The following is a 24,910-nucleotide window of genomic DNA, read 5'->3' on the forward strand; positions in this document are numbered from 1 at the left end:
CTTGCGCCATGACCCCCGGAAGAAGCACATGACCACCCTGAAGCCCACGTGGCTCGAGTCTGCCTGCCCGCCGTGGTGCGTGCGCCAGCACGCCGAGGACGACCACGCCGAGGACCACCGACACCAGAGTGCCGAGGAGATCGTGCCGGTCGTCCGCGGCGACTTTCCGGGACCGGAGGGCTCCGGACCCGAGGGTGGACCTGTCGTCCACGAGAACTGGCTCGTCGTCGGTCACCGAGCGGCTGGGGGCGACTCCGTCTGGGCCCACCTCGGCCAGGAGGAGGGCCGGCAGATCTCGATCGACATCACCCGCGACAGTGCGCAGCGCCTGCGTGACGCCCTGACGCGGTGCCTCGACCGGCTCAGCGACCACCGGTGACGTCGGGAGGGTTGGGCGGGAGCAGGTCCTCGACGGCCAGGTCGAGGACCTGGCACAGCGCGATCAGCGTCACCAACCTCGGGTTGGCCGGCGTGCCCGGTCTCGACTCACCCTTCTCGTACTTCTGGTAGGTGTAGGTCGAGATGCCGGCCGCGTGCGCGACCCGCGCCTGGCTGAGGCCGCGCACCTGACGGGCGCGCACCAGACGGTGCCCCATCTCCTTGGCGTAGAGGTCCCAGGTGGCAGCGGAGGAGGGCCGAGTCGTCACCGGATCCACCCTGGTGCCCCCGAGGGTCGCCTGTGGCTCATACCTGTATGGCAACATTTCCTCAGGGTCCCGGTCGATGCATCCCCCCAGCGTCGGCCGGGACCCTCACCTCAGGACTCGTAGATCAGGCCGCCCAGCTTGAGCTCGCCGCTGTAGTCCTCCGAGGAGGCGGCCGCGTCGTTCGGTGGCGTCGCGAGATCGGGCTCGGTGGCGGCGCACGAGCCGGTGTCGGCCTCGCAGGTCGACAGCCGCACCCCTGATGCTGATTCCTGCAGGCGGAAGAGGTCGCCGTCGGCGGTCCACCCGTAGTCGTAGGTCGCGCCGGGCAGCTGCACGTGCGTGCCGGCCACCACGTCGTAGACGTCGAAGCCCGACACCTGCTCGTCGGCGTCCAGCTTGGCGAAGCGGCCGTCGGGGGAGAGCGAGAGGTAGGCGTAGCCGGCGGCCTCCACGGCCAGCAGGGTCTCGCCGGTCGAGGCGTCGACCACGCTGACCTCGCCATCGCCCTGGACGGCCGCGTGCCCGCCCGCCACCTCCGGGTAGCCCCGGACGATGCCGGGTCGGGTGATCTCCCCGGTGGTCCAGTCGACGACGAAGTCCTGCCCGTCCGCACCGAGGAAGACCAGGTCGCCCGACAGCGCCACCGGGAGGAACGACGCGGAGGCGCCCGGGACCGGCACCACGGCGACCTCCTCGTCGGTCGAGACGTCGTGGACGACGACCTCGACCGTGCCGCTGCGGGTGCGGGCGTAGGCGAGGTAGGGCTGCGCGGGGTCCGTGGCGTGCACGGTCTCCTCGGTCTCCACGCTGACCGGGCTGGTGGTGCCGTCGGCCCGCACGAGGGAGAAGCGCTGGGCCCCACCGCCGTCGCTCCACGGGTTGTCGCCCTGACGGACCAGGAGGCCGGCGGAGGTGTAGTAGAACGACTTCACCGACGTGTCGGCGATGGTCACGCTCCGTCGCCCTCCGTCGAGGTAGACCGTCGCCCCGACCGAGAACACCGCGCCGAGGTCGTCGGAGGCAGGGGCCGGTGATCCGGCCGGATCGACGGCGCGGTCGCGGTCGGACCCGCCGAGAGCGAGGGCCGTCCCCCCGATCGCGGCGAGCACGGCGAGACCCGCCAGCGCGGACGTCGTACGGCGGCGGCGGCGCAGACGTCGTCCCCGGGTGAGCACCGGGCCGGAGGCAGGGCGTGGGACGTCGAGGCCCTCGGCCTCGGCGCGCATCAGGTCGGCGAGTCGTTCAGTCATGGGTGGCTCCCAGGGTGTGGGGGACGACCGCGTCGCCGAGCAGCACGCGCAGCTTGGCGAGGGCGTCGGAGGTCTGGCTCTTGACGGTGCCGTCGGAGATGCCGAGGGCGGTGGCGACCTGCGCGACGCTCAGGTCCTCGTAGTAGCGCAGCACCACGACGGCGCGCTGCCGCGACGGCAGCTGCGCGAGGGCGTCGACCACGGCCGGACGGTCGCTGGGGTCGTGGTGCGCCGCGACCTCGGGCAGCGTCTCGGTGGGCCGCTCGTTGCGCCAGGACTTCCTGCGGAACCAGGAGGCCGCGGTGTTGACCAGCACGGTGCGCGCGAAGGCGGGTGCCGCCTCGACGGCACGCACCTTCGACCAGGAGGCGTAGGTCTTGGCGAGCGCGGTCTGCACGAGGTCCTCGGCCTCCGCGCGGTCGCCCAGCATCAGGTAAGCGGTGCGGTAGAGCGAGGCCCACGAGGCGTGGACGAACTCGGTGAACTCCCCGTCGGAGGGTGGACGTGGCATCGGTGGCTCCCTTGTCCTGGCCGGTCACCCTTCCAGATGCGCGAACCCCGGGATCGGTTGGTCGCGTCTCAGACGAGGTCGGTGAGCAACGCCGTCGCGTGTGGCTGGTGCAGGAGCTGGCGCTGCAGCGACGACCAGAGCTCGACGCTGCAGCGTGGGTCGGCGTCGCGTGCCTGGAGGACCTCGTCGAGCCAGGTCTGCATCTGCTTCAGCACGGAGGGATCCCGGGTGAGCAGGGCGCCGGCCACGCTGTCGACGACATGGGGCACCGACGTGACCAGCACGCCGCGCCAGTCCTCGGGCGGGAGGTCGGCAACGAGGCCGAGGTCCAACCGGGCGCTCAGGTCGTCGAGGACCAGGCCGCTGAGGTCCGCGCTGCAGGCGCGGATGCGCTCGGCCTCGCGCACCTGGGGCGGGACGAGGTCCGGCAGGGGGTCGGTGCGGACAGGGAGGTCGATGAGGACCGGGAGCGCCTCGTCCGCCGTGGCGGCGTAGGCGGTCGCCCCGATCCTCCTCGCGCGCAGCCCCTCCCGGTCGAAGGCGGCGCCGCCCACCATCACCGGGGTCCGCAGGTCGCGGACGAGCTCGACCAGCGAGGTTGCTGCCGCCAGCGACGAGACGAGCGACGCGCTGAGGAGGACCGCGCGAGGACGGCTCCTCGTGATCCGATGGGCGAGCTCGCCGGGGTCGACCTCGCCTTGGCGGTAGTCCACCCGCACGCCCGCGACTCGCAGCTTCACGGCCAGGAGCGTGGTCGCCATCGTGTGCCACTCCTGCTCGACGCAGGTGAGGAGCACGCGCGGGCCGCGGGCCACGCCGGTCCGACGCGCGGAGAGCCGGTCGAGGACCCGCTCGTTGACCCCCGTCGCATGGTGCTCCTGCAGCACCGTCCACCGGTTGCAGGCCCAGAGGTCACCGACCTGGGTCTGCGAGGCGGCGACGAGACGGTCCAGCACGTCGCCGAGCGGGACCCCGCGGTCCAGCACGCCGCAGAACACTGCGTAGGCGGCCTCGACGTCGCCCTCGGTCGTGGCCGTCCAGTAGGACTCCACGTCGCGGGTGCGCACGTGACGGGGGGCCATGCTCGATTGCACCTCGTCAGGCACTCGTTGGGAAGGGCCTTCGGTCACGACCTGGGGGCAGCCGTGGGTGGCTCCACTCCTAGGATGGGCGTCATGCCTGAAATCACCAGGGACGAGGTCGCCCACCTGGCGACGCTCGCCCGGATCGACCTGGACGACGCCGAGCTCGACCACCTGGCGCCGCAGCTGTCGGTGATCCTCGAGTCCGTGGCCTCCATCACCGGGGTGGCCGGCGACGACGTGCCGCCGACCTCGCACGCGATGCCGCTGACCAACGTCTTCCGCGAGGACGTCGTGGTCCCGGGCCTCACCGCCGAGCAGGCGCTCTCGGGCGCCCCGGCCTCCGAGCAGCAGCGCTTCTCCGTCCCGCGGATCCTGGGGGACGAGCAGTGAGCGCCGCCGAGCTCGGCGACCTGACCCGCCGCACCGCCGCCGAGCTCGCCGACGCGCTCGCCGCGGGCGAGACCACCTCGGTCGAGATCACCCAGGCCCACCTCGACCGCATCGCGGCCGTCGACGGTGCCGTCCACGCGTTCCTCCACGTCGACGCCGAGGGCGCGCTCGCCCAGGCCGCCGCGTCCGACGCCCGCCGCGCCGCCGGGACGCCAGCCAGCGTCCTCGACGGTGTCCCGATCGCGGTCAAGGACGTCCTGGCCACGGAGGGCCTGCCCACCACCTGCGGGTCCAAGATCCTCGAGGGCTGGGTCCCGCCCTACGACGCCACCGTGGTCGCCCGGCTCAAGGCCGCCGGCCTGCCGATCCTGGGCAAGACCAACATGGACGAGTTCGCGATGGGCTCCTCCACCGAGCACTCGGCCTACGGACCGACCCACAACCCGTGGGACCTCGACCGGATCCCCGGTGGCTCCGGTGGGGGCTCGGCCGCGGCGGTCGCCGCCTTCGAGGCGCCCCTCGCGCTCGGCACCGACACCGGCGGCTCGATCCGCCAGCCGGGAGCCGTCACCGGCACGGTCGGCGTGAAGCCGACGTACGGCGGGGTCTCGCGCTACGGCCTCGTCGCCATGGCCAACTCCCTCGACCAGGTCGGCCCGGTCACCCGCACGGTGCTCGACTCCGCGCTGCTGCACGAGGCGATCGGCGGTCACGACCCGCTCGACTCGACCTCGATCGACCAGCCGCTCCCCGCGCTCGTCGACGCGGCCCGCCAGGGCGCCGCCGGTGACCTCACCGGTCTCAAGGTCGGTGTGATCACCGAGCTGTCCGGCGACGGCTACCAGGCCGGCGTGCTGGCCCGCTTCCAGGAGTCGCTCGACCTGCTGGTCGAGGCGGGGGCCGAGGTCGTCGAGGTGTCGTGCCCGAGCTTCGTGCACGCACTGGCGACCTACTACCTGATCATGCCGTGCGAGGCGTCCTCCAACCTCGCCAAGTTCGACGCCATGCGCTACGGCCTGCGGGTCCTGCCCGAGGGCATCGAGGACCCGAGCGCCGAGGACGTCATGCGCGCCAGCCGCGACGCCGGCTTCGGCGACGAGGTCAAGCGCCGGATCATCCTGGGCACCTACGCCCTCTCCAGCGGCTACTACGACGCCTACTACGGCACCGCTCAGCGCGTCCGCACGCTGATCGCGCGTGACTTCGCCGCCGCCTTCGAGCAGGCCGACGTACTCGTCTCGCCGACCGCTCCCACCACGGCGTTCAAGCTGGGGGAGAAGCTCGACGACCCGATCGCGATGTACCTCAACGACCTCGCGACCATCCCGGCCAACCTCGCGGGCGTCCCGGGCATCTCGTTGCCCGCCGGCCTCGCCGAGGAGGACGGACTGCCCGTGGGCTTCCAGGTCCTCGCCCCGGCCCTGGCCGACGACCGCCTCTACCGCGTCGGTGCCGCCCTCGAGGCGGCGCTCGAGCGCGCGTGGGGTGGCCCCCTCCTCGACAAGGCCCCTTCCCTGGACGGAGAGTCCGCATGACCGACACCCTGGTCGCCTTCGACGACGTGCTGGCCTCCTACGACCCCGCGCTGGGGCTCGAGGTGCACGTGGAGCTCAACTCCCACACCAAGATGTTCTGCGGCTGCCCGACGGAGTTCGGCGCCGAGCCCAACACCCAGGTCTGCCCGGTCTGCCTCGGCCTGCCCGGCGCGATGCCGGTGGTCAACCGCAAGGCCGTCGAGTCCGCGATCCGCATCGGGCTGGCGCTCAACTGCGAGATCGCCGAGTGGTGCCGCTTCGCCCGGAAGAACTACTTCTACCCGGACATGCCCAAGAACTTCCAGACCAGCCAGTACGACGAGCCCATCGCCTTCGAGGGCTTCATGGACGTGATGGTCGAGGGCGAGATCCACCGTGTGGAGATCGAGCGCGCCCACATGGAGGAGGACACCGGCAAGTCGCTGCACGTCGGTGGTGCCACCGGCCGCATCCACGGCGCCGACTACTCGCTGGTCGACTACAACCGCGCCGGCATCCCCCTGATCGAGATCGTCACCAAGCCGATCATGGGCAGCCGCGAGAAGGCGCCGCTGATCGCCAAGGCCTACGTCGCGCAGCTGCGCGAGCTGATCGTTGCCCTCGGTGTCTCCGACGCCCGCATGGACCAGGGCTCGATCCGCGCCGACGTCAACCTCTCGCTCGCCCCGGCGGGCACTGGCACCCTGGGCACCCGCACCGAGACCAAGAACGTCAACTCCCTGCGCTCGGTCGAGCGGGCCGTGCGCTACGAGATGCAGCGCCACGCTGCCGTCCTCGACAGCGGCCAGCCGATCTTCCAGGAGACGCGGCACTGGCACGAGGACACCGGCGTCACCACCGCCGGCCGGGCCAAGTCCGACGCCGACGACTACCGCTACTTCCCCGAGCCCGACCTGGTGCCCGTCGCCCCGTCGCGGGAGTGGGTCGACGAGCTGCGCGGCACCCTCCCGGAGAACCCGCGCGAGAAGCTCGAGCGGCTCCAGGCCGAGTGGGGCTTCTCCGACCTCGAGATGCGCGACACCGTCGGCGCCGGCGCGCTCGGCCTGGTCGAGGAGACGATCGCCGCCGGTGCCGCCCCGCAGGCGGCGCGCAAGTGGTGGCTCTCGGAGATGGCGCGCCGGGCCAACGACTCCGGCGTCGACATCGCCGAGCTCGGTGTCTCGCCTGCCCAGGTCGCGGCCGTGCAGGCGCTCGTGGACGCCAAGACGATCAACGACAAGCTGGCCCGTCAGGTCTTCGACGGCCTGCTCGCCGGCGAGGGCACCCCCGAGGAGATCGTCGCGGCCCGCGGGCTCGCGGTCGTCTCCGACGACGGCGCCCTGGGCGCTGCCGTCGACAACGCCATCGCGGCCAACCCCGACGTCGCCGACAAGATCCGCGACGGCAAGCACGCCGCCGCCGGTGCGCTGATCGGTGTTGTCATGAAGGAGATGCGCGGCCAGGCCGACGCCGGACGGGTGCGCGAGCTCATCCTCGAGAAGCTGTCCTGAGGTCCTGGGGTCCTGACGTTCGCGGGGGTCCTGGTGAGCCCGCGTCTGCCTGCCCGGGCGGATCTGGACAGGGCGGGTGGTGGCCGCAGCCGGGTCGTGTGTCGCACGGCGCGCTCAGCCGCTGCGAGCGGCACACGACTCAGTGCTGCTGCTGACGGGTGCGACCTGGCGGTGAGCTGGGGGCGATCCGTTCCTGTGGGTACCTCCCTCCGGTCACCGCCACCCGGCTCGCCGGCCGCGCCTTGCGGGTGCCGCGCCTTGCGGGTGCTGCGACCCGTCAGTCCGAGGCCGGGTCGGCGGCCACGAAGTCGCGCAGCACGCGCGCGAAGCGGTCGGGGTCGTCGAGGTGCGGGAAGTGACCCGCGCCCTCGAAGAGCTCGACCTGGCACTCCGGGACCAACTGCTGTGCGCTCAGCGCGTGCGAGGCCGGGATCATCCGGTCCCTGGTGCCCCAGACGATCAGCACCGGGACCGGCAACGCGTCCCCGAGGTGGTCGTGGGCGCTGATGCTCTGGCCGCCGAGGTCGATCACGGCGCGGGTGGTGGCCAGGAACGCCCGCCTGCTCTCGCGGTCCGAGAGCGAGCTGAAGCCCCTCCAGATCGCGCCGACATCGGCACCCGGACGCCAGCCGACCTTCTCGGCGCCACGGCCGACGGCACGGAGCCGGGAGGTGACGGGGACGGAGGCGACCACGCTCAGCACCTGCTCGGCACCGGGCAGGGTCGCGGCGCGCAGGATCAGGTTGACCTCGCGCCCCAGTCCGCCGCTGGAGACCAGGACCAGGCGCTCGACGCGCTCGGGGAAGAGGTAGAAGAACTGCATCGCGATGCCGCCGCCGAGCGAGTGCCCCACGAGGGTCACCTTCTGGATCCCCAGGTGGTCGAGGAGGTCGCGCATGGTCGCGGCGTGAGCGCTCAGGGAGTAGTCCCCGAGAGGCTTGGCCGACTCCCCGTGGCCGAAGAGGTCGGGCACGACGACCCGGTGGTCCTCGTCCATCTGGTCGACGAGATGAGCCCACTGGCGTTGGGACCCGAGGATCCCGTGGATGAAGAGCACCACCGGGCCCGAGCCGCTGTCGACGTAGGAGAGCTCGTGGCCGTGGAGCACGACCTTGCTCGGAGCCATCCGTGCCATGGTGATCCTCCTCGACGTGGTCCGGGGGCCGGACGAGCCCAACCTAGCCCCGGTCCAGGTGGTCGGTGCGTGAGATGCGCGACGCACGGGTGAGCCGCGATCGCTGGTAGCGTGCGCCCCGGTACACATTCATCACGCTCGCAGTGGGGAAAGCCGGTCCGACTCCGGCGCTGACCCGCAACCGTAGGTCGACCGGTGCTCCCGAGCAGCGGACGACGAGCCGGAACGCCCGTTGCGACGCGTCCTGATCACTCGCTGTCGAGGACAAGCAGCGGTGGCGCCCTCCAGGCACCGGGCCTGGTCGCCTCCGCTGTGTGCAGCGGAGAGGACCCCCTCATGAGCAGCCCCTTCCTGCGCCGCAGCGCCGCCCTGCTGGCCACCCCGGCCCTCGCCCTCGGTGCGCTGGCCGTGCTGCCGGCCGCGCCGTCGTACGCCGCCGAGGCCGACCCCGCCCCGGTCGCCGCTGGCGCCGCGTGGCTGGAGACCCAGCTGACCGACGGCCTGGTCTTCAACCCCAACTTCGGTGGGTTCGACGACTACGGCCTGTCGATCGACGTGGCCCTCGGCCTCGACGCCGTCGGCGGTCACGACGCGACCGTCCAGACGATCACCGACGCCATCGCGACCAACCTCGACTCCTACACGTCCTACCCGACCGGTGACAGCACCCACGTGCTCGCCGGCTCGCTCGGCAAGGCGCTGGCCCTGGCCACGAGCGCGGGTCGCGACGGCAACGCCTTCGGCGGCACCGACCTGGTCGCCGACCTCGAGGCGCAGGTCGCCACCGAGGCGCCGATCGCCGGCCGCATCCAGGACACCTTCGACGGCACGCAGCCCTTCGAGGCCGACTTCTCCAACGTCATCGGTCAGGCCTTCACCGTCCAGGGCCTCGATGCGGAGGGCAGCGCCCTGGTCGACCCGGCCACCGACTTCCTGCTCGCCCAGCAGTGCGCCGAGGGCTTCTTCCGGCTCAACTTCGCGGCCGCCGACGCGCCCCTGCAGGCCTGCGACGCCGACCCCGAGGCCTCGCCCGACACCGACGTCACCGCGCTCGCGGTGATCGCACTGCAGAGCCAGACCGACGACGCGGGTGTCCAGGCCGCCGTCACGAGGGCGACCGACTGGCTCGCCGACGCGCAGAACGCCAACGGCTCCTTCGGTGGTGGCACCTCCACCGAGGCGCCCAACACCAACAGCACCGGCCTCGCCGCCTGGGCGCTCGGCACCGAGGGCGACACCGCCCGCGCGGCCGCCGCGGCCACGTGGGTGCGCGGCCTCCAGGCCGACGACATCGCCCCGTGCGCCTCGGGCCTCACCCCCGACAACGGTGCGGTCGCCTACGACGCAGCTGCGCGCACGACCGCGCGCGGCGAGGGCATCACCGACGCCACCGAGGACCAGTTCCGCCGGGCCTCCGCCCAGGCGCTGCCGGGTCTGCTGTGGGCGCCAGCAGAGGGCACAGGACCTCTCACGGTGCCGGACCAGGCGTTCTTCCAGCAGGCTGGTCGCTCAGTCTCGGTCGTGTCGGGTGGCGGCATCGCCCCCGGCGACACGGTGTGCGTCACCCGCGGCGCAGAGGTGGCCGCGCGCACGGCAGCTCGCTCCAACGGGCAGGCCGTCGCGCGCGTCGCGCTGCCCGCCGGCACGGCGCTTCGCACCTTCGTCCTTCGCTCCGGGGCGGCCACGGTCGGCTCCGCGACGTTCCAGGTCCTCGGCGCCAAGAAGCTCGGTCTCACCGTCGCCAAGGCGCAGGTCGTCCGTGGTGCCTTCAACTCGGTGAAGGTCACCGGTCTGGTGCGCGGAGAGTCGGTGCGGGTCTTCCTGCGCGGCAAGCCCGTCGCCGCTGGGACCGCCAACGCGGAGGGTGTCCTGACCAAGCGCTTCAAGGTCACGGGCAACCTCGGCAAGGCGACCGTCAAGGTCGTCGGCGAGTTCGCCAACCGCACCAACACCACGACGATCACCGTCGTCCGCTGACCGTGCGACGCCACCACGCTCCCGGACGGTTCCTGGCCGCCGCCGCCCTCGTGGCGGCGGCGGTCGGGGTCGGCACTCCTGCTCCCGCCGTGGCGGCCGGGTGCTCCAGCGCGAGCGGTGTGACGGTCGTCGTCGACTTCAACCAGCTCGGCGGGGGAGTGTCCTCGGGCTGCGTCTCGGGAGGCGGTGGCCAGAAGGCCTCCGCGCTGTTCCCGTCGGCGGGTCACCCGCTGACCTACGCCCAGCGCCAGCCCGGCTTCGTGTGCCGGGTGTCCGGCGTGCCGGCCGAGGACCCGTGCATCAACACCTCTCCCGCCAGCGCCTACTGGGGCCTGTGGTGGACCGACGGCGAGGGTGGTGCCTGGGTCTACTCCAGCCTCGGTGCCTCGTCGCTGACCATCCCCGACGGGGGCTACGTCGCGTTCTCGTGGGACGAGAGCGGCGGCGACGCCGAGCCGAGCTACACCCCGGCCGCGCACGCCGAGCCCAGCCCGACGCCGGCGCCCACACCGACGGCCGAGCCCTCGCAGCCGCCAGCCGGCGACGGTGGAGGCGGCGGCACCGGCGGTGGCACCAGCGGCGGCAGCACCGGTTCGGCATCCGGTCCGGCCCCCACCGGCGCTCCCGCGTCGGGCAGCACCTCGCCCGGGGCCTCGTCGGCCTCGCCCTCGGCGTCTCCGACCGGCGAGCCGGACGAGCCGGGCGAGCCGGGCGAGCCGGGCGAGTCCGGCACCCCGACCGCGTCGGGCGACCCGTCGACCAGCACCGCCCCGTCGGCCTCGCCGAGCGACGACCCTGCCGACGAGTCGACGGATGTCCCGTTCTCCGACGACCCGGTCTCGCCCACGGCGGCCGACGCCGACGACGACGGCCTGCCCGCCTACGTCGCCCCGGCGCTGATCGTGGTGCTCTTCACGGTCGCCGGCGTCGTCTTCCTGCTCCGCAGGAGGCAGACCGGCCCGTGAGCGCCCTGACCCTGACCCTGACGCGACCGAGCGTCGCCGGAGCCCGGCTCCCGCGCGACGTGCACCCCGTGGCCTGGTGGCTGTGGGCGATCGGTCTCGCCACGGCGGCGTCGCTCACGACCAACCCGCTGGTCCTGCTGCTCCTCATCGGGGTTGCGAGCACGGTCGTCATGGCTCGTCGCTCGGACCAGCCGTGGGGGCGGTCGTTCCGGCTCTACGTCTACCTCGGCATCGCCATCGTGGTGCTGCGGGTCGTCTTCCGCCTGGTCTTCGCCGGCACCTATCCCGGCACCGTGATCCTCGACCTGCCGCAGCTCCCCCTGCCCGACTGGGTCCTGGGCATCACCCTGCTCGGGCCCGTCACGCAGGAGTCGCTGCTCGCCGGGCTCTACGACGGACTACGGCTCGCCACGATCGTCATCTGCATCGGCGCCGCCAACGCGCTGGCCAACCCCAAGCGGCTGCTGCGCTCGGTGCCGCCGGCGCTCTACGAGGTCGGGACCGCCCTCGTGGTCGCCGTCACCGTGCTCCCTCAGTTCGCCGACAGCGTGCGCCGGGTGCGCGCTGCCCAGGCGCTGCGCGGGGGCGAGACGGGACGCGTGCGACGGTTGCGCCGGTTCGTCGTACCCGTCATGGAGGACGCCCTCGAGCGCTCCCTCGCCCTCGCGGCCGGGATGGACACCCGGGGCTACGGCCGAGCCGGTGGGCTCACCCCCGCCCAGCGTCGTACGACGGGTGCCCTGATGCTCGCGGGCCTCTGCGGCGTGTGCGTCGGGGTCTACGCCACGCTCGACCTGACCGCCCCGCGCTACCTCGCGCTCCCGATGCTGGCCCTCGGGATCGTGGTGGCCGTCGCCGGGCTGGTGAGCGCCGGACGCCGGGTGGAGCGCACGCGCTACCGCCCCGACCGCTGGCGCTGGCCCGAGCTGGCCATCGTGGCGTCCGGGCTGGCTGTCGGGGCCGTCGGCTGGTGGGTCAACGGGCACCAGCTGCTGATCGCCTACCCCGACCTCTCCGCCGCCCCGCAGATCTCGCTGGTCGCCCTGCTCGGCGTGCTCGTGGGCGCCCTCGCCGGTGTGGCCGCCCCACCCCCGCGGGAGGTGCTCGCATGATCGAGCTGCGCGGCATCTCCGTCTCCTACGACGACCAGCCGGTGCTCAGCGACGTCGACCTGACGATCGAGGAGGGCGAGCTGATGCTGGTCTCCGGCCCGACCGGCGTCGGCAAGTCGACGCTGCTCGGTGTCGTCACCGGCCTGGTGCCGCGCTTCAGCGGCGGCACCCTGCGCGGCGACCTGCTGCTCGACGGGACCAGCATCCTGCGCACACCTCCGCGCGACCGGGCCCACGTGATCGGCTACGTCGGTCAGGACCCCGCCGCGGGCTTCGTCACCGACACCGTCGAGGAGGAGCTCGCCTACGGCATGGAGCAGCTCGGCCTCGCACCAGACGCGATGCGCCGCCGCGTCGAGGAGACCCTCGACCTGCTCGGCATCGCCGACCTGCGCCAGCGCGACCTGCGCACCCTCTCGGGCGGGCAGCAGCAGCGCGTCGCGATCGGCTCCGTCCTCACCACCCACCCGCGCCTGCTCGTCCTCGACGAGCCCACCTCCGCCCTCGACCCGACCGCCGCCGAGGACGTGCTCGCCACCCTCACCCGCCTGGTCCACGACCTCGGCGTCTCGGTGCTCGTCGCCGAGCACCGCCTCGAACGGGTCGTGCCGTTCGCCGACCGGATGTGCCTGCTCACCGGCGATGCCCGCGTGCAGGTCGGCACGCCGGCCGAGCTGCTGGCCCACTCGCCCGTCGTCCCCCCGATCGTCGAGCTCGGCCGCGCCGCCGGGTGGAGCCCGCTGCCGCTGACGGTCCGCGAGGCGCGCCGCTCGGCCCGCACGCTCGATCTCGCGCCGCCGGTGCAGGAGGTCCTGCCCGACGCTCCCGAGGCGCTGACCGCGCGGGGCGTCACCGTCACGCACGGCCGCACCGTCGCCGTGCGCGAGCTCGACCTCACCCTCGGCGAGGGGCGCGTCACCGCGCTGATGGGCCGCAACGGCTGCGGCAAGTCCTCCCTGCTCTGGGCGCTCCAGGGCACCGGCAAGCGCGCCCACGGCGTCGTCGCCTCGCGCGGCTCCGACCCCGCCCGGCTCGAGCCGTCCCAGCGTCGCAACGTCGTCGGGCTGCTTCCCCAGAGCTCGGCCGACCTGCTCTACCTCGAGACCGTCGACGAGGAGTGCGCCGCCGGTGGCGAGGGCACCCGCGCGGTCCTCGACCGCCTCGTGCCCGGCATCCCCGGAGACCAGCACCCCCGCGACCTCTCCGAGGGACAGCGCCTGGCGCTCGCCCTGGCGCTGGTCCTCGTCGCCCGACCCCACGTGGTGCTCCTCGACGAACCGACCCGCGGGCTCGACTACGCCGCCAAGCGGGCCCTGGCCGGCATGCTGCGCCAGCTCGCCGACGACGGGCACGCCGTGCTCGTCGCGACCCACGACGTGGAGTTCACCGCCCAGGCCGCCGACGAGGTCGTCGTCATGTCCGAGGGCGAGGTCGTCTCCGCCGGTCCCGTACGACGGGTGGTCGCCGAGTCGCCCGCCTTCGCGCCGCAGGTGATGAAGGTGCTCGGTGCGCCGTGGCTGCGCGCTGACGAGGTGGTCGCGGCGCTGGCGGCGAGGACCGCGTGAGCGCCGTCCGCACGACCACCCCGGTCGCCGTACCCCTCTCGCTGCGGTCCGCCGCCGTCCTCACCGTCGCCTCGCTCGGCGGGCTGATGATGCTGCTGTGGCCGCTGCTGCTGCAGGTGCCCGACGACGCGCGCATCGACCCGCCCTTCCTCTTCCTCGCGCTGCTGCCCGTCGTGATCGCGGTCGTGCTGGCCGAGCTGAGCGAGGGCGGGATGGACGCGCGGGTGCTGGCGATCCTCGGGGTCCTCAGCGCGATGAACGCCGTGCTGCGGATGCTCTCGGCCGGGACCGCCGGGGTGGAGCTGGTCTTCTTCCTGCTGATCCTCGGGGGGCGGGTCTTCGGCGCCGGCTTCGGCTTCGTGCTCGGCGTGACCTCGCTCTTCGCCTCCGCGCTGATGACCGCGGGCGTCGGGCCGTGGCTGCCCTTCCAGATGATCATCGCCGCCTGGGTAGGGATGGGTGCGGGCCTGCTGCCGCGGCGCGTCACCGGTCGTGCGGAGGTCGCGATGCTCGTGGTCTACGGGGTCGTCGCGGCCTATCTCTTCGGCCTGCTGATGAACCTCTCCGGTTGGCCGTTCCTGCTCGGGGTGCAGGTGCCCGGACACGAGGGCTCGCTGGCCTACGTGCCCGGTGCCCCGCTGCTCGACAACCTCCAGACGTTCCTCGTCTACACGCTGATCACCTCCACCGGCAGCTTCGACACCGGTCGCGCGATCACCACCGCGGCCGCGCTGGTGCTGCTCGGCCCGGCCGTGCTCACCACGCTGCGCCGCGCCGCCAAGCGGGCGTTGGTCGTCGGGGTGGCCGACGAGCCTGCCGTCAGGGCCTGACGAGCAGGATCTTGTCGTCGCCGGGACCGGGCTCGCCGCGGGTGTCGCGGTTGCTGGTCATGACCCACAGCATCCCGTCGTCGGTGGCGGCGACGGTGCGCATGCGGCCGTAGTCGCCGACGAAGAACGGCGTGGCGTCGACCGCGCGGTCGCCCTCGACGCGCACCCGCCACAGCCGCTCGCCCTTGAGGGCCGCCATCCAGAGGTAGCCGTCGAGGAAGGCCAGGCCCGAGGGGGAGGCGTCGTCGGTGTCCCACACCTGCTGGGGGTCGACGAAGCCCTGGGACCTGCCGCCCTTGCCCTCGACGGCGGGCCAGCCGTAGTTGGCGCCCTCGTCGATCCGGTTGAGCTCGTCGAAGGTGTCCTGGCCGAACTCCGAGGCCCACAGCCGGTCCGCGTCGTCGAAGGCGAGGCCCTGGACGTTGCGGTGGCCCCACGACCACACGGCCGTGCCGAAGGGGTTGCCGGGAGCCGGCTTGCCGGCCGGGGTGAGGCGCAGGACCTTGCCGCCGAGGCTGTCGCGCTGCTGCGCGAGCGAGGGCTCGCCGGTCTCGCCGGTGGAGACGTAGAGCATCCCGTCGGGGCCGAACTCCAGGCGCCCGCCGTCGTGGATGTAGCCGTTGGGGATGCCGGTGAAGATCGGGGTCGGCTCGCCGAGCCGTTCGCCGCGCAGCGTCGCACGCACGATCCGGTTGTCGCTCGTGGTGCTGGCGTAGAAGTAGACGAAGCGGTCCTGCGCGAAGTCGGGCGAGATCGCCACCCCGAGCAGCCCGGCCTCGCCCTGCGGTGCGGCGACGTCGAGGGTGCCGAGCTCGGTCACGGCGTAGTCGTCACCACTGACCAGCAGCACCCGCTGCGTGTCGCGCTCGGTGACGATCGCGTCGCCGTCGGGGAGGAAGCCCAGGCCCCACGGCGCCTCGAGGCCGGTCGCGATCTCCTCGACGACCTCGGGCGATCCGTCCGGCGCGGCCGGCTCCGAGGACGGCGTCGCCGAGGCCGACGCCGAGGCGGACCCCGTTGCCGAGGACGACGGTGAGCCGGACTCCGACGGCGAGGCGGGCGCCGTGCCGGTGATGGTCAGGGTGCTCTCGTTGCCGCCCTGGCCGCAGCCGGCCAGCAGCAGCGCCCCCGCTGCGAGAGCAGCGGCAGCCGACCCCCGAGAGATCCGCATCAGCCCACCCGGGCGATGAACTCGAGCAGCAGGTCGTGCACGACCTCGGGTTGCTCCATGGCGATGAAGTGCGTGCCGCGGAGCTCGACGTACGTCGCGTCCTCGAGCCGCGCCGCCGCGCTCGCCATGTCGCGGGCGCCGGCCAGGATGTCCCAGGACCCGGCGACGAAGGCGCAGGGCACCGTGACGCGGCTCAGGGACACGCGGGCGTGTCGCGAGGTGCTGAGGGCCAGGTGGAAGTACCAGTCGAGCGGGGTGGTGAGGAACTCGCGCACCGCCTCGGCGGCGAGCTCGACGTCCTTGACGGGGAACATGAAGCCGGTGTGGGACAGCAGGTCGATCGTCCGCGGGCCGATCGGCAGCCGCGCGGCGATCGGGGTGAGGGCCCGGCCGCCGAGGCTCATCGCGCGGGACAGGTTGACCGTGATCGCGCGGGCGACCGGTCGGGGCAGCCTCAGGGGGGCGAGCATCGTGGCGAAGGTGTCGCCGGGCACGCCGGCGACCGCGAAGAGGCCGCGCACGCGCTCGGGGTGGCGCACGGCGAGCTCGAACATGGTGTTCACGCCCATCGACCAGCCCATGAGCACGGCCTTGTCGATGCCGAAGTGGTCCATGACCGAGAGCCCGTCCTCGACGAAGTGCTCGATCTCGACGTGGCTGGGGTCGGCGGGACGGTCGGATCCGCCGACGCCACGGTGGTTCCACGAGACGACGCGGACGTCGCAGTCCGGGTCCAGCAGCGCGGGCCAGGCGTAGGCGTTGGTGCCGAGCCCGTTGCACAGGACCACGGTGGGGCCGTCGATGCGACCTGCCGGATCGTTGGTCCAGGCCCGCAGGACGGTGCCGTCGTCGGAGAGCACGTCGTGGAACGAGACGGACGCGACGGCTGCGGTCCGGGCTGCGGAGGTCGTCATGACCCAGATTGTGCCCGAGTCAGCCCTGAGATCGTCGGAGCGTGTCAGGCCTCACGGCGTCGCGGGGCTGCTCGGCGGGGCGGCGGGCCGGGTAGCGACTGGGGTAGCGCTCGGAGAAGAAGTCCTCGACGGACTCGCGCTCGATCCTGCGTTGCACGCAGTCGGTGGTGGCGAGCATCGCGTTGCGACGGGCGCGGTGCTGGGACTCGACGGCCCAGCGCTGGACGGCCTCGACGAGGACGGGTGGGGCGAGGTGGGACAGCATCGACGACTCCGGGGGTTGTGAGTGCGTGGGCCCGACGTTATCCCCGGCCCGGGGCCACGCCGTCTCAGCGACGTGACATCTACATGAACTCCTCACACGATCCCGAACGGCGAGACGCCGCGTCCCGCCGGAGCTCAGTCCGGGACCGGCTGGGCGATCGTCGACCGCGACCGGGTGGCCCCGATGCTGGCGACGACGACGCACGCCATCGCGACCAGCTGGACCGGCGAGAGGACCTCTCCCAGCACGAGGAGCCCGGCCAGCGCCGCGGCTGCCGGCTCCAGGCTCATCAGGATCCCGAAGACGGCCGGGCGCAGGGAGCGCAGCGCGACCAGCTCGCAGGTGTAGGGGATCACCGAGCTGAGCAGCCCGATCGCCGCACCGAGCAGCAGGATCCGCGGGTCGCCCAGCACGTCGCCGCCCGCGTGCACGGCGAACGGCGTGAGCATCAGGGTCGCCACCACGCTGGCGACCGCCAGCCCGTCGATGCCCGGCCACCGCTCCCCGGTCGACTTCGCGAGCAGGATGTACGACGCCCACGCGGCCCCCGCGACCAGCGCGAGGAGCACGCCCACGAGGTCGAGGTCGACCCGCTCGAAGCCCAGCAGCAGCACCCCGACGGCGGCCAGGGCCACCCACAGCAGGTCGCGGACCCGGCGGGACCCGAGCACGGCCAGGGTGAGCGGCCCGACGAACTCGATCGTGACCGCGATGCCCAGGGGGATCCGTGCGAAGGCCTGGTAGATCGCCCAGTTCATCACCCCGAGGCTCAGCCCGAAGCCGAGCACCACCCACCAGTCGGCCCGCGAGCGGCCGCGGAGAGCCGGGCGGGCGATCACCGCGAGCACGATCGCACTGGTGACGAGGCGCAGCCACACGAGCGTGGTGGGGGAGACCTCGTCGAAGAGGCTCTTGGCGACACCGGCGCCGAGCTGGACCGAGAGGATGCCGACCAGGACCAGCCAGATCGGGGAGACCACGGGGGAGACCATCGGGGCCGATGACTTCTGCGTGGTCACCGGGTCAATCTAGGAGACAGTGGTCGCAGGACCGACGGCAGGACGGACAGAGGAGCGACTCGATGGGCACGGACGACACGGCGGCGCGCACGGTGTTGATGGTCGGGACCCGCAAGGGCCTGTGGGTGGGCACGTCCGACCAGGCGCGGCAGGACTGGGACTTCACCGGTCCTCACCACGACATGGAGGAGGTCTACTCCTGCCTGGTCGACAAGCGTGGGCCGGCGCCGCGGATCTTCGCCGGCGCCTCGTCGAGCTGGCTCGGCCCGCAGGTGCGCTGGTCCGACGACCTGGGGCGCACCTGGCAGGAGACCCCGGGCGGCGCCATCCGCTTCCCGGAGGGCTCCGATGCGTCCGTCGAGCGCGTCTGGCAGCTCGTGCCGGGCATCGAGCCCGGGGTCGTCTACGCCGGCACCGAGCCCGGGGCGGTCTGGCGCTCCACCGACAACGGCGAGCACTTCGCCCTCGAGGAGGCGCTCTGGCGTCACCCGCAGAAGCCCGAGTGGGGCGCCGGCTTCGGTGGCCAGGCCTTCCACACGATCCTGCCGCACCCGACCGACCCGGCGTCCGTGACCGTCGCCATCTCCACCGGCGGCGTCTACCAGACCACCGACGGCGGCGGCTCCTGGACCGCGCGCAACCAGGGGATCCGGGCGGAGTTCCTCCCCGAGGGCCAGCAGTACCCCGAGTTCGGCCAGTGCGTGCACAAGGTCACCCGCCATCCGGCACGGCCCGAGCGGCTGTACCTCCAGAACCACGGCGGCGTCTACCGCTCCGACGACGAGGGCCGGTCCTGGCAGTCGATCGCCGAAGGCCTCCCGGCCGACTTCGGCTTCCCGGTCGTCGTCCACCCCCACGACCCGGACACCGTCTTCGTCTTCCCCCTCAACGCCGGCGAGGGCCGTTACCCCACCGGCGGCCGCGCCCGCGTCTGGCGCTCGCAGGACGCCGGCGACACCTGGACCGAGCTCGGTGACGGCCTGCCCGACTACTTCTTCGTCGGGGTCATGCGCGACGCCATGACCGCCGACGACCACGCCTCCGCCGGTCTGTACGTCGGGGCGCGCAACGGCGCCGTCTGGGTCTCTCCCGACGCGGGGGAGTCATGGACCAAGGCGGTCGACAACCTGCCGGACGTCATGGTCGTGCGGGCTGCGTCGTTCTGAGCGCGAACGCCCCAGCGATCAGGCACGCGACGTCATACGAGACGTGGAGTCGCCTCCACCCTCCGTATGACGTCCCGCGCCTCCCGGCAGCCGCTCAGTCACCCGGGACGTGCGGCACGCCGTAGGGGTCGTGGTGGAGCGGTTGGTCGCTGAAGACGACCTCGTCGAAGTCGATCGCCTCGGGCACGCCGGCGGTGATCTGGGTGCCGTCGGCGCGGGTGCCGCCCACCAGCGGACGGTCGCCGAGCATGCCGTCGATGCGCTCGCCGTGGCCGTCGAGGGCGATCGACAGGGGGGTGCTCGCGGAGACCGTGTGCTCGGTGCCGCGCACGACGAGGCGCACCTCGTCGCCCGGCTCCGCCGTGATCGACAGGTGGGTCTCAGTCAGCTCGACGCGCAGCTGGGTGCCGCGCCACTTCACCGGGAACCGCAGTGACGGCCACCCGACGGGCAGGCGCGGGTCGAAGGACAGCGCGCCGCCCCGGTCACGCATGCCCGCGAAGCCGAAGACCAGCGCGCTCCACACCCCACCGGCGGAGGCGATGTGCAGCCCGTCGACGGTGTTGTCGTGCAGGTTGGCCAGGTCGACGTAGAGGGCCTGCGAGAAGTACTTCGCTGCGACCTCGTGGTAGCCCACCTCGGCGGCGATGATCGACTGCACCACCGCGGACAGCGTGGAGTCGCCGGTGGTGATCGGGTCGTAGTACTCGAAGTCGGCGCGCTTCTCCTCCTGGGTGAAGCGGTCGCCCTGGAGGAAGAGCGCGAGCACGACGTCGGCCTGCTTGAGCACCTGGAACCGGTAGATGACCAGCGGGTGGTAGTGCAGCAGCAGCGGGCGCAGCTCGTCGGGGGTCTGGGACAGGTCCCACACCTCGCGGTCGAGGAAGAAGTCGTCCTGCGGGTGGATGCCGAGACCCTCGTCGAAGGGGATCGCCATGCCCTCGGCGCAGGCGCGCCACTCGTCGACCTCCTCGTCGGTGAGCCCGAGGCGGTGCACGAGCTGGGCGTGCTCGGTCGGATGGTCGCGCTCGATCCGCTCGACGGCGGCGACGGCCTGCTCGAGGTTGTAACGGGCCATCACGTTGGTGAAGAGGTTGTTGTTGACGACCGTCGTGTACTCGTCGGGCCCGGTGACGCCGTGGATGTGGAAGGAGCGTTCACCGTTGCTGCGCCAGAAGCCGAGCTCGGCCCACATCCGGGAGGTCTCGACGAGCAGGTCGACGCCGTCGCGCACGAGGAAGCCCACGTCGCCGGTGGCCCCGACGTACTGCATGAGGGCGTAGGCGATGTCGGCATCGATGTGGACCTGGGCGCTGCCCGCGGCGTAGTAGGCCGAGGCCTCCTCGCCGTTGATGGTGCGCCAGGGGAAGAGCGCACCGCTCTGCGCCATCTCGCGGGCCCGGGCCCGAGCGGCCGGCAGCATCCGGGTGCGGAAGTGGAGCAGGTTGCGGGCCACGTCGGGCTGGGTGAAGCTCAGGAACGGGGCGACGTAGACCTCGGAGTCCCAGAAGTAGTGACCCTCGTAGCCCGAGCCCGTGACGCCCTTGGCCGGGACGCCCTGCTGGTCGGCGCGCGCGCTGGCCTGGGCGAGGCTGAAGATGTTGAAGCGGATCGCCTGCTGCCGCGCGTCGTCGCCGTCGACCTCGACGTCGGTGGCCGCCCAGAAACGGTCGTACCAGGCCCGCTGCTCGGCGTGGTAGTGCTCGACCCCGTGGCGGGAGGCCCGGTCGAGGGTGCGGTCGCAGCGGTCGGAGAGCTCACGGACGGGGACGCCGCGCGAGGAGTGGTAGGCCACCATCTTCTGGAGCCGGACGGTGCGGCCCTCGCTGGCCTCGATGCGGAAGACCATCTTGGTGAGGTCCTCGTCGTCGCGCAGGATGTGCTCGTGCTCGTCGTCGGTCTCGAGCCGGTGGTCGGCGGCGACCGCGATCGTCATCAACGAGTTGGCGCAGCGGTAGCCCAGCATCATCCGGTCGTCGCGGGCGTAGTGGACCCGGGGGAGCAGCACCCGGCCCTCGAACGCAGCCGCCTTGCGCGGGTCGTTCATCCCCTCGCCCATGGACGACTCGGGCGCGTAGTACTCATCGGTCCCGTCCTGCCGGTTGAGCAGCTGCGAGGAGATCACGATCGGGGCGTCGCCCTCGAGCATCGTGACCTCGAGCGTCAGGACCGCGAGGTGGCGCTGGGTCATCGAGACCATGCGCGTCGTCTCGACCTTGACCCGCTTTCCGGACGGCGTGCGCCACACCAGGCAGCGGCGCAGGACGCCGTCGCGGAAGTCCAGGCTGCGCTCGTAGTGCTCGATGTCGGCGGTGCCGAGCGTCAGCGGCTCGTCGTCGACGTAGACCTTGAGGAGCTTGGCGTCGGGGACGTTGACGATCGTCTGGCCGGTGCGCGCGAAGCCGTAGGCCGACTCGGCGTGCCGGATCGGCCAGGTCTCGTGGAAGCCGTTGACGAAGGTGCCATGGGCATAGGCGTCGCGTCCCTCCTCGGGGTTGCCGCGCATGCCGAGGTAGCCGTTGGCGACCGTGAAGAGGGTCTCGGTGACGCCGAGGTCCTCGGCGTTGTGGGTGCACTCCACCAGGCGCCAGGGATCGGCGGGGACGCGGCCGCGGTCGAGGGGGTCGGTGGTCAGGTCGCGGACGCTCATCCTCGTGCCCTGTCCCGGGGGAGGGTGTCGGCGAGGTCCGGCACGACCAGGTCGGCGCCGGCGTCGGTCAGGGTCTGCACGCCGGCGCCGCGGTCGACCCCGATGACCAGCACGAAGCCACCGGCGCGTCCGGCCTTGACGCCGGAGACGGCGTCCTCCAGCACGACCGAGGTCGCGTGGGTCGCCCCCAGCACCTCGGCGGCGTGCAGGAACGTGTCGGGCGCCGGCTTGCCCGGCAGGCCCAGCTCCTTGGCCACCCGCCCGTCGACGACGGTGACGAAGCGGTCGGCGAGGCCGGCGGCCGCCAGCACGGCGGGGGCGTTGGCCGACGAGGAGACGACGGCGAGGGGCTTGCCGAGGTCGCGCAGGTGGTCGAGCAGGGCCACCGAGCCCGGGTAGGCGGTCACACCGTCGCGCTCGAGGACCTCGTTGAACGCGTCGTTCTTGCGGTTGCCGAGTCCCTTGACCGTCTGCTCGGTGCCGGGGTCGTCGTCGCTCCCCTCGGGCAGCTCGATGCCGCGTGAGGCCAGGAAGTCGGCGACGCCCTCGTAGCGGGGCTTGCCGTCGACGTGGGCGAAGTAGTCCGCGTCGGCGTACGGCGACGTGTCACCGGCACCGTCGAAGGCCGTCAGGAAGGCGTTGAACATCTCCGCCCAGGCGCGCATGTGGACCTCGGCGGTGGGCGTCACCACACCGTCGAGGTCGAACAGGATCGCGTCGTAGTCGCCCCAGGCGACCGACGAGGACACGGGCTGTGCAGAGGTCATGCGTCAAGGCTAGGGCCGCGGAGGCTGAGATGCGGCGTCGGTGTGACGACCGCCGCCGTTAGGCTCGTCCCCATGAGTGACGACGCCCCCCAGGACCCCCGGAAGAGCGAGCAGGAGTTCGACCTGAAGCCCCGGTCGCGGGCCGTCACCGACGGGCTCGAGGCGACCGCGTCGCGCGGCATGCTGCGCGCGGTCGGCATGGGGGACGACGACTGGGTGAAGCCCCAGATCGGCGTGGCGTCCAGCTGGAACGAGATCACGCCCTGCAACCTCTCGCTCGACCGGCTCGCCAAGGCCGTCAAGAACGGCGTGCACGCGGCCGGCGGCTACCCGCTGGAGTTCGCGACCATCTCGGTCTCCGACGGCATCTCCATGGGCCATGAGGGCATGCACTTCTCGCTGGTGTCGCGCGAGGTCATCGCCGACTCGGTCGAGACCGTGATGATGGCCGAGCGCCTCGACGGCTCCGTGCTGCTCGCCGGCTGCGACAAGTCGCTGCCCGGGATGCTGATGGCTGCCGCGCGCCTCGACCTGTCCAGCGTCTTCCTCTACGCCGGCTCGATCATGCCCGGCCAGGTCGACGGCAAGGACGTCACGATCATCGACGCCTTCGAGGCCGTCGGTGCGTGCCTGGCCGGCAAGATGAGCCGAGAGCAGGTCGACAAGATCGAGCGGGCCATCTGCCCCGGCGAGGGTGCCTGCGGCGGGATGTACACCGCCAACACGATGGCCGCCGTCGGCGAGGCCCTCGGCATGTCCCTGCCCGGCTCTGCCGCCCCGCCGGCCGTCGACCGCCGCCGTGACGGCTTCGCCCACCGCTCGGGCGAGGCCGTCGTCGAGCTGCTGCGCCGCGGCATCACCGCGCGCCAGATCATGACCAAGGAGGCCTTCGAGAACGCCATCACCGTCGTGATGGCCCTCGGCGGCTCGACCAACGCCGTGCTGCACCTGCTCGCGATCGCCCGCGAGGCCGAGGTCGACCTGACCCTCGACGACTTCAACCGGGTCGGCGACAAGGTCCCGCACCTCGGCGACCTCAAGCCCTTCGGCAAGTACGTCATGAACGACGTCGACAAGGTCGGCGGCATCCCGATGGTCATGAAGGCGCTGCTCGACGCCGGCCTCATGCACGGCGACTGCCTGACCGTGACCGGCAAGACGCTCGCGGAGAACCTCGCCGACATCGCGCCCCCTGCCGTCGACGACGAGGTCATCCGCACCATGGAGCGCCCGATCCACCAGACCGGTGGTCTCACCATCCTCAAGGGCTCGCTGGCCCCCGACGGCGCCGTGGTCAAGTCGGCCGGCTTCGACGACTCGGTCTTCACCGGCACCGCCCGCGTCTTCGACGGCGAGCGCAAGGCGATGGACGCGCTCGCCGCCGGTGAGATCAAGCCGAAGGACGTCGTGGTCATCCGCTACGAGGGCCCCAAGGGCGGGCCCGGGATGCGCGAGATGCTCGCGATCACCGGTGCCATCAAGGGCGCCGGCCTCGGCAAGGACGTGCTGCTGCTGACCGACGGCCGGTTCTCCGGCGGCACGACCGGCCTCTGCGTCGGCCACGTCGCCCCCGAGGCCGTCGACGGCGGCCCCATCGCGTTCGTGCGTGACGGCGACCAGATCACCCTCGACGTCCTCAACCGCACCCTCGACGTGGAGATCGACGGCTCGTCCGAGGACTGGGAGGCCCGCAAGGTCGGCTGGGAGCCGCTGCCCCCGAAGTACACCCGCGGCGTGCTCGGCAAGTACGCCAAGGTCGTGCAGTCCGCGGCCCACGGCGCCGTCACGAGCTGACCGGGTGGGCAAGGTCCACGAGGCCCTGGACGGACGGCTGCGCAGCTTCATCGAGGCGCAGCCGGTGTTCTTCGTGGCGACGGCTCCCTCGGGTGACGCCGGCCACGTCAACGTCTCGCCCAAGGGGCTCGGCGACACCTTCGTGGTCGTCGACGAGCGCACCGTCGCCTACCTCGACCTCACCGCCAGCGGTGCCGAGACGATCGCCCACGTCCGGCAGAACGGCCGGATCACCGTGATGTTCTGCTCCTTCGACCGGGAGCCCAACATCGTGCGGCTGCACGGCACGGGCCGGGTCGTGGGGCTCTACGACGACGACTTCGCCGCCTGGGCAGCGCGCTTCTCGCCCAACGCCGCCGCTCGTGCCGTGATCGTCGTCGACGTCGAGCGGGTCAGCGACTCGTGCGGCTACTCGCTGCCGCTGCTGTCCCTCGACGCCGAGCGAGACCTGCTCACCCCCACCATGGAGCGTTGCGGCGCCGACGGGGTGCGCGACTACCGCCGCCTCAAGAACCGCACCAGCATCGACGGCCTGCCGGCGTTCGACGACGACCCCGACCCTGCTCCGTGACCCGCCGATGACCACCTCGCAGCCCGGTCGGAGCGGCCCCCAGCTCTTCCTGGTGTTCCTCGTCATGGCGGCGCTGATCGCCGTGGCGTGGGGGGTCGCGC

General features: G+C 72.4%; 23 protein-coding genes and 1 riboswitch. Of the genes, 12 read left to right on the forward strand and 11 right to left on the reverse strand.

Features of this window, described 5'->3' with window-relative positions; genetic code table 11:
* Positions 1-28: 28 nt before the first annotated feature.
* On the forward strand, positions 29-379 hold the full coding sequence (locus RMN98_RS19020) for a DUF6907 domain-containing protein (protein ID WP_309650389.1): 351 nt from the start codon (positions 29-31) through the stop codon (positions 377-379).
* Here the strand turns inward: RMN98_RS19020 and RMN98_RS19025 are convergent.
* The 4 genes from RMN98_RS19025 to RMN98_RS19040 all read right to left on the reverse strand — a co-directional run bounded on the left by RMN98_RS19025 (position 363) and on the right by RMN98_RS19040 (position 3,490).
* Positions 363-647 (reverse strand): helix-turn-helix transcriptional regulator, encoded by a 285-nt coding sequence (locus tag RMN98_RS19025; protein ID WP_309650390.1) that lies wholly within the window; start codon positions 645-647, stop codon positions 363-365. The two genes, RMN98_RS19020 and RMN98_RS19025, sit on opposite strands and share 17 nt — an antisense overlap.
* 110 nt (positions 648-757) lie before the next feature.
* On the reverse strand, positions 758-1,897 hold the full coding sequence (locus RMN98_RS19030) for a hypothetical protein (RefSeq protein WP_309650391.1): 1,140 nt from the start codon (positions 1,895-1,897) through the stop codon (positions 758-760).
* Positions 1,890-2,408: a SigE family RNA polymerase sigma factor gene (locus RMN98_RS19035; RefSeq protein WP_309650392.1), complete on the reverse strand. Its 519-nt coding sequence runs from the start codon at positions 2,406-2,408 to the stop codon at positions 1,890-1,892. The genes RMN98_RS19030 and RMN98_RS19035 overlap by 8 nt, the downstream gene beginning before the upstream one ends.
* A 68-nt stretch (positions 2,409-2,476) precedes the next feature.
* Positions 2,477-3,490 carry a cobalamin-dependent protein gene (locus RMN98_RS19040; protein WP_309650393.1) on the reverse strand — a complete coding sequence of 338 codons (1,014 nt, stop codon included), beginning with the start codon at positions 3,488-3,490 and terminating at the stop codon, positions 2,477-2,479.
* 93 nt (positions 3,491-3,583) lie between these two features.
* On the opposite strand from RMN98_RS19040, the gene gatC reads away from it, so the two are divergent.
* The 3 genes from gatC to gatB are packed head-to-tail and all read left to right on the forward strand — an operon-like array spanning position 3,584 to position 6,908.
* A complete protein-coding gene (gatC, locus tag RMN98_RS19045; protein WP_309650394.1) occupies positions 3,584-3,883 on the forward strand; it encodes an Asp-tRNA(Asn)/Glu-tRNA(Gln) amidotransferase subunit GatC in 300 nt (99 codons plus the stop codon).
* A complete protein-coding gene (gatA, locus tag RMN98_RS19050) occupies positions 3,880-5,418 on the forward strand; it encodes an Asp-tRNA(Asn)/Glu-tRNA(Gln) amidotransferase subunit GatA (protein ID WP_309650395.1) in 1,539 nt (512 codons plus the stop codon). Before gatC ends, gatA begins: the two co-directional genes overlap by 4 nt.
* On the forward strand, positions 5,415-6,908 hold the full coding sequence (gatB, locus tag RMN98_RS19055; protein ID WP_309650396.1) for an Asp-tRNA(Asn)/Glu-tRNA(Gln) amidotransferase subunit GatB: 1,494 nt from the start codon (positions 5,415-5,417) through the stop codon (positions 6,906-6,908). The genes gatA and gatB overlap by 4 nt, the downstream gene beginning before the upstream one ends.
* Before the next feature lie 277 nt (positions 6,909-7,185).
* Here the strand turns inward: gatB and RMN98_RS19060 are convergent, their stop codons facing one another.
* Positions 7,186-8,034: an alpha/beta fold hydrolase gene (locus tag RMN98_RS19060; RefSeq protein WP_309650397.1), complete on the reverse strand. Its 849-nt coding sequence runs from the start codon at positions 8,032-8,034 to the stop codon at positions 7,186-7,188.
* A 133-nt stretch (positions 8,035-8,167) separates the two neighbouring features.
* Positions 8,168-8,295: riboswitch (cobalamin riboswitch) on the forward strand.
* 84 nt (positions 8,296-8,379) lie between these two features.
* Here RMN98_RS19060 and RMN98_RS19065 point away from each other — a divergent pair.
* The 5 genes from RMN98_RS19065 to RMN98_RS19085 all read left to right on the forward strand — a co-directional run bounded on the left by RMN98_RS19065 (position 8,380) and on the right by RMN98_RS19085 (position 14,492).
* Complete coding sequence (locus tag RMN98_RS19065; protein WP_309650398.1) at positions 8,380-10,020, forward strand: hypothetical protein; 1,641 nt, start codon at positions 8,380-8,382, stop codon at positions 10,018-10,020.
* 2 nt (positions 10,021-10,022) lie between these two features.
* On the forward strand, positions 10,023-10,985 hold the full coding sequence (locus RMN98_RS19070) for a hypothetical protein (protein ID WP_309650399.1): 963 nt from the start codon (positions 10,023-10,025) through the stop codon (positions 10,983-10,985).
* Positions 10,982-12,097, forward strand: coding sequence for an energy-coupling factor transporter transmembrane component T (locus RMN98_RS19075; protein ID WP_309650400.1), 1,116 nt, complete (start codon positions 10,982-10,984; stop codon positions 12,095-12,097). Before RMN98_RS19070 ends, RMN98_RS19075 begins: the two co-directional genes overlap by 4 nt.
* Complete coding sequence (locus RMN98_RS19080; RefSeq protein WP_309650401.1) at positions 12,094-13,662, forward strand: ATP-binding cassette domain-containing protein; 1,569 nt, start codon at positions 12,094-12,096, stop codon at positions 13,660-13,662. The genes RMN98_RS19075 and RMN98_RS19080 overlap by 4 nt, the downstream gene beginning before the upstream one ends.
* Positions 13,663-13,748: 86 nt before the next feature.
* The gene (locus tag RMN98_RS19085) at positions 13,749-14,492 is read left to right on the forward strand and encodes an ECF transporter S component (protein ID WP_397210251.1); all 744 of its coding nucleotides are present in this window, start codon (positions 13,749-13,751) and stop codon (positions 14,490-14,492) included.
* On the opposite strand, the gene RMN98_RS19090 is transcribed toward RMN98_RS19085, so the two are convergent.
* From RMN98_RS19090 to RMN98_RS19105, 4 genes are all read right to left on the reverse strand, one after another.
* Positions 14,482-15,663, reverse strand: coding sequence for a PQQ-dependent sugar dehydrogenase (locus RMN98_RS19090; RefSeq protein ID WP_309650403.1), 1,182 nt, complete (start codon positions 15,661-15,663; stop codon positions 14,482-14,484). The genes RMN98_RS19085 and RMN98_RS19090 overlap by 11 nt on opposite strands.
* Positions 15,663-16,577: an alpha/beta hydrolase gene (locus RMN98_RS19095; protein WP_309650404.1), complete on the reverse strand. Its 915-nt coding sequence runs from the start codon at positions 16,575-16,577 to the stop codon at positions 15,663-15,665. Before RMN98_RS19095 ends, RMN98_RS19090 begins: the two co-directional genes overlap by 1 nt.
* A 19-nt stretch (positions 16,578-16,596) precedes the next feature.
* Complete coding sequence (locus tag RMN98_RS19100; RefSeq protein ID WP_309650405.1) at positions 16,597-16,842, reverse strand: hypothetical protein; 246 nt, start codon at positions 16,840-16,842, stop codon at positions 16,597-16,599.
* 134 nt (positions 16,843-16,976) lie between these two features.
* Positions 16,977-17,861 carry an EamA family transporter gene (locus tag RMN98_RS19105; RefSeq protein ID WP_309650406.1) on the reverse strand — a complete coding sequence of 295 codons (885 nt, stop codon included), beginning with the start codon at positions 17,859-17,861 and terminating at the stop codon, positions 16,977-16,979.
* A 62-nt stretch (positions 17,862-17,923) separates the two neighbouring features.
* Between RMN98_RS19105 and RMN98_RS19110 the strand changes: the two genes are divergently transcribed.
* Positions 17,924-19,027 (forward strand): exo-alpha-sialidase, encoded by a 1,104-nt coding sequence (locus RMN98_RS19110; RefSeq protein WP_309650407.1) that lies wholly within the window; start codon positions 17,924-17,926, stop codon positions 19,025-19,027.
* Positions 19,028-19,121: 94 nt separating this feature from the next.
* Here RMN98_RS19110 and RMN98_RS19115 read toward each other — a convergent pair whose 3' ends face one another.
* Positions 19,122-21,677, reverse strand: a complete 2,556-nt coding sequence (locus RMN98_RS19115) for a glycosyl hydrolase family 65 protein (protein WP_309650408.1) — start codon at positions 21,675-21,677, stop codon at positions 19,122-19,124.
* Positions 21,674-22,444: a beta-phosphoglucomutase family hydrolase gene (locus RMN98_RS19120; RefSeq protein ID WP_309650409.1), complete on the reverse strand. Its 771-nt coding sequence runs from the start codon at positions 22,442-22,444 to the stop codon at positions 21,674-21,676. The genes RMN98_RS19115 and RMN98_RS19120 overlap by 4 nt, the downstream gene beginning before the upstream one ends.
* Positions 22,445-22,516: 72 nt before the next feature.
* Here RMN98_RS19120 and ilvD point away from each other — a divergent pair, with 72 nt between their 5' ends.
* Both ilvD and RMN98_RS19130 read left to right on the forward strand, forming a co-directional pair.
* Entirely contained in the window at positions 22,517-24,238 is a 1,722-nt protein-coding gene (gene ilvD, locus RMN98_RS19125; protein WP_309650410.1) for a dihydroxy-acid dehydratase, read from the forward strand.
* 4 nt (positions 24,239-24,242) lie between these two features.
* The gene (locus RMN98_RS19130) at positions 24,243-24,809 is read left to right on the forward strand and encodes a pyridoxamine 5'-phosphate oxidase family protein (protein ID WP_309650411.1); all 567 of its coding nucleotides are present in this window, start codon (positions 24,243-24,245) and stop codon (positions 24,807-24,809) included.
* The last annotated feature ends 101 nt before the right edge of the window (positions 24,810-24,910 follow it).

This window comes from Nocardioides sp. (assembly GCF_031397825.1).
Lineage (GTDB): Bacteria > Actinomycetota > Actinomycetes > Propionibacteriales > Nocardioidaceae > Nocardioides.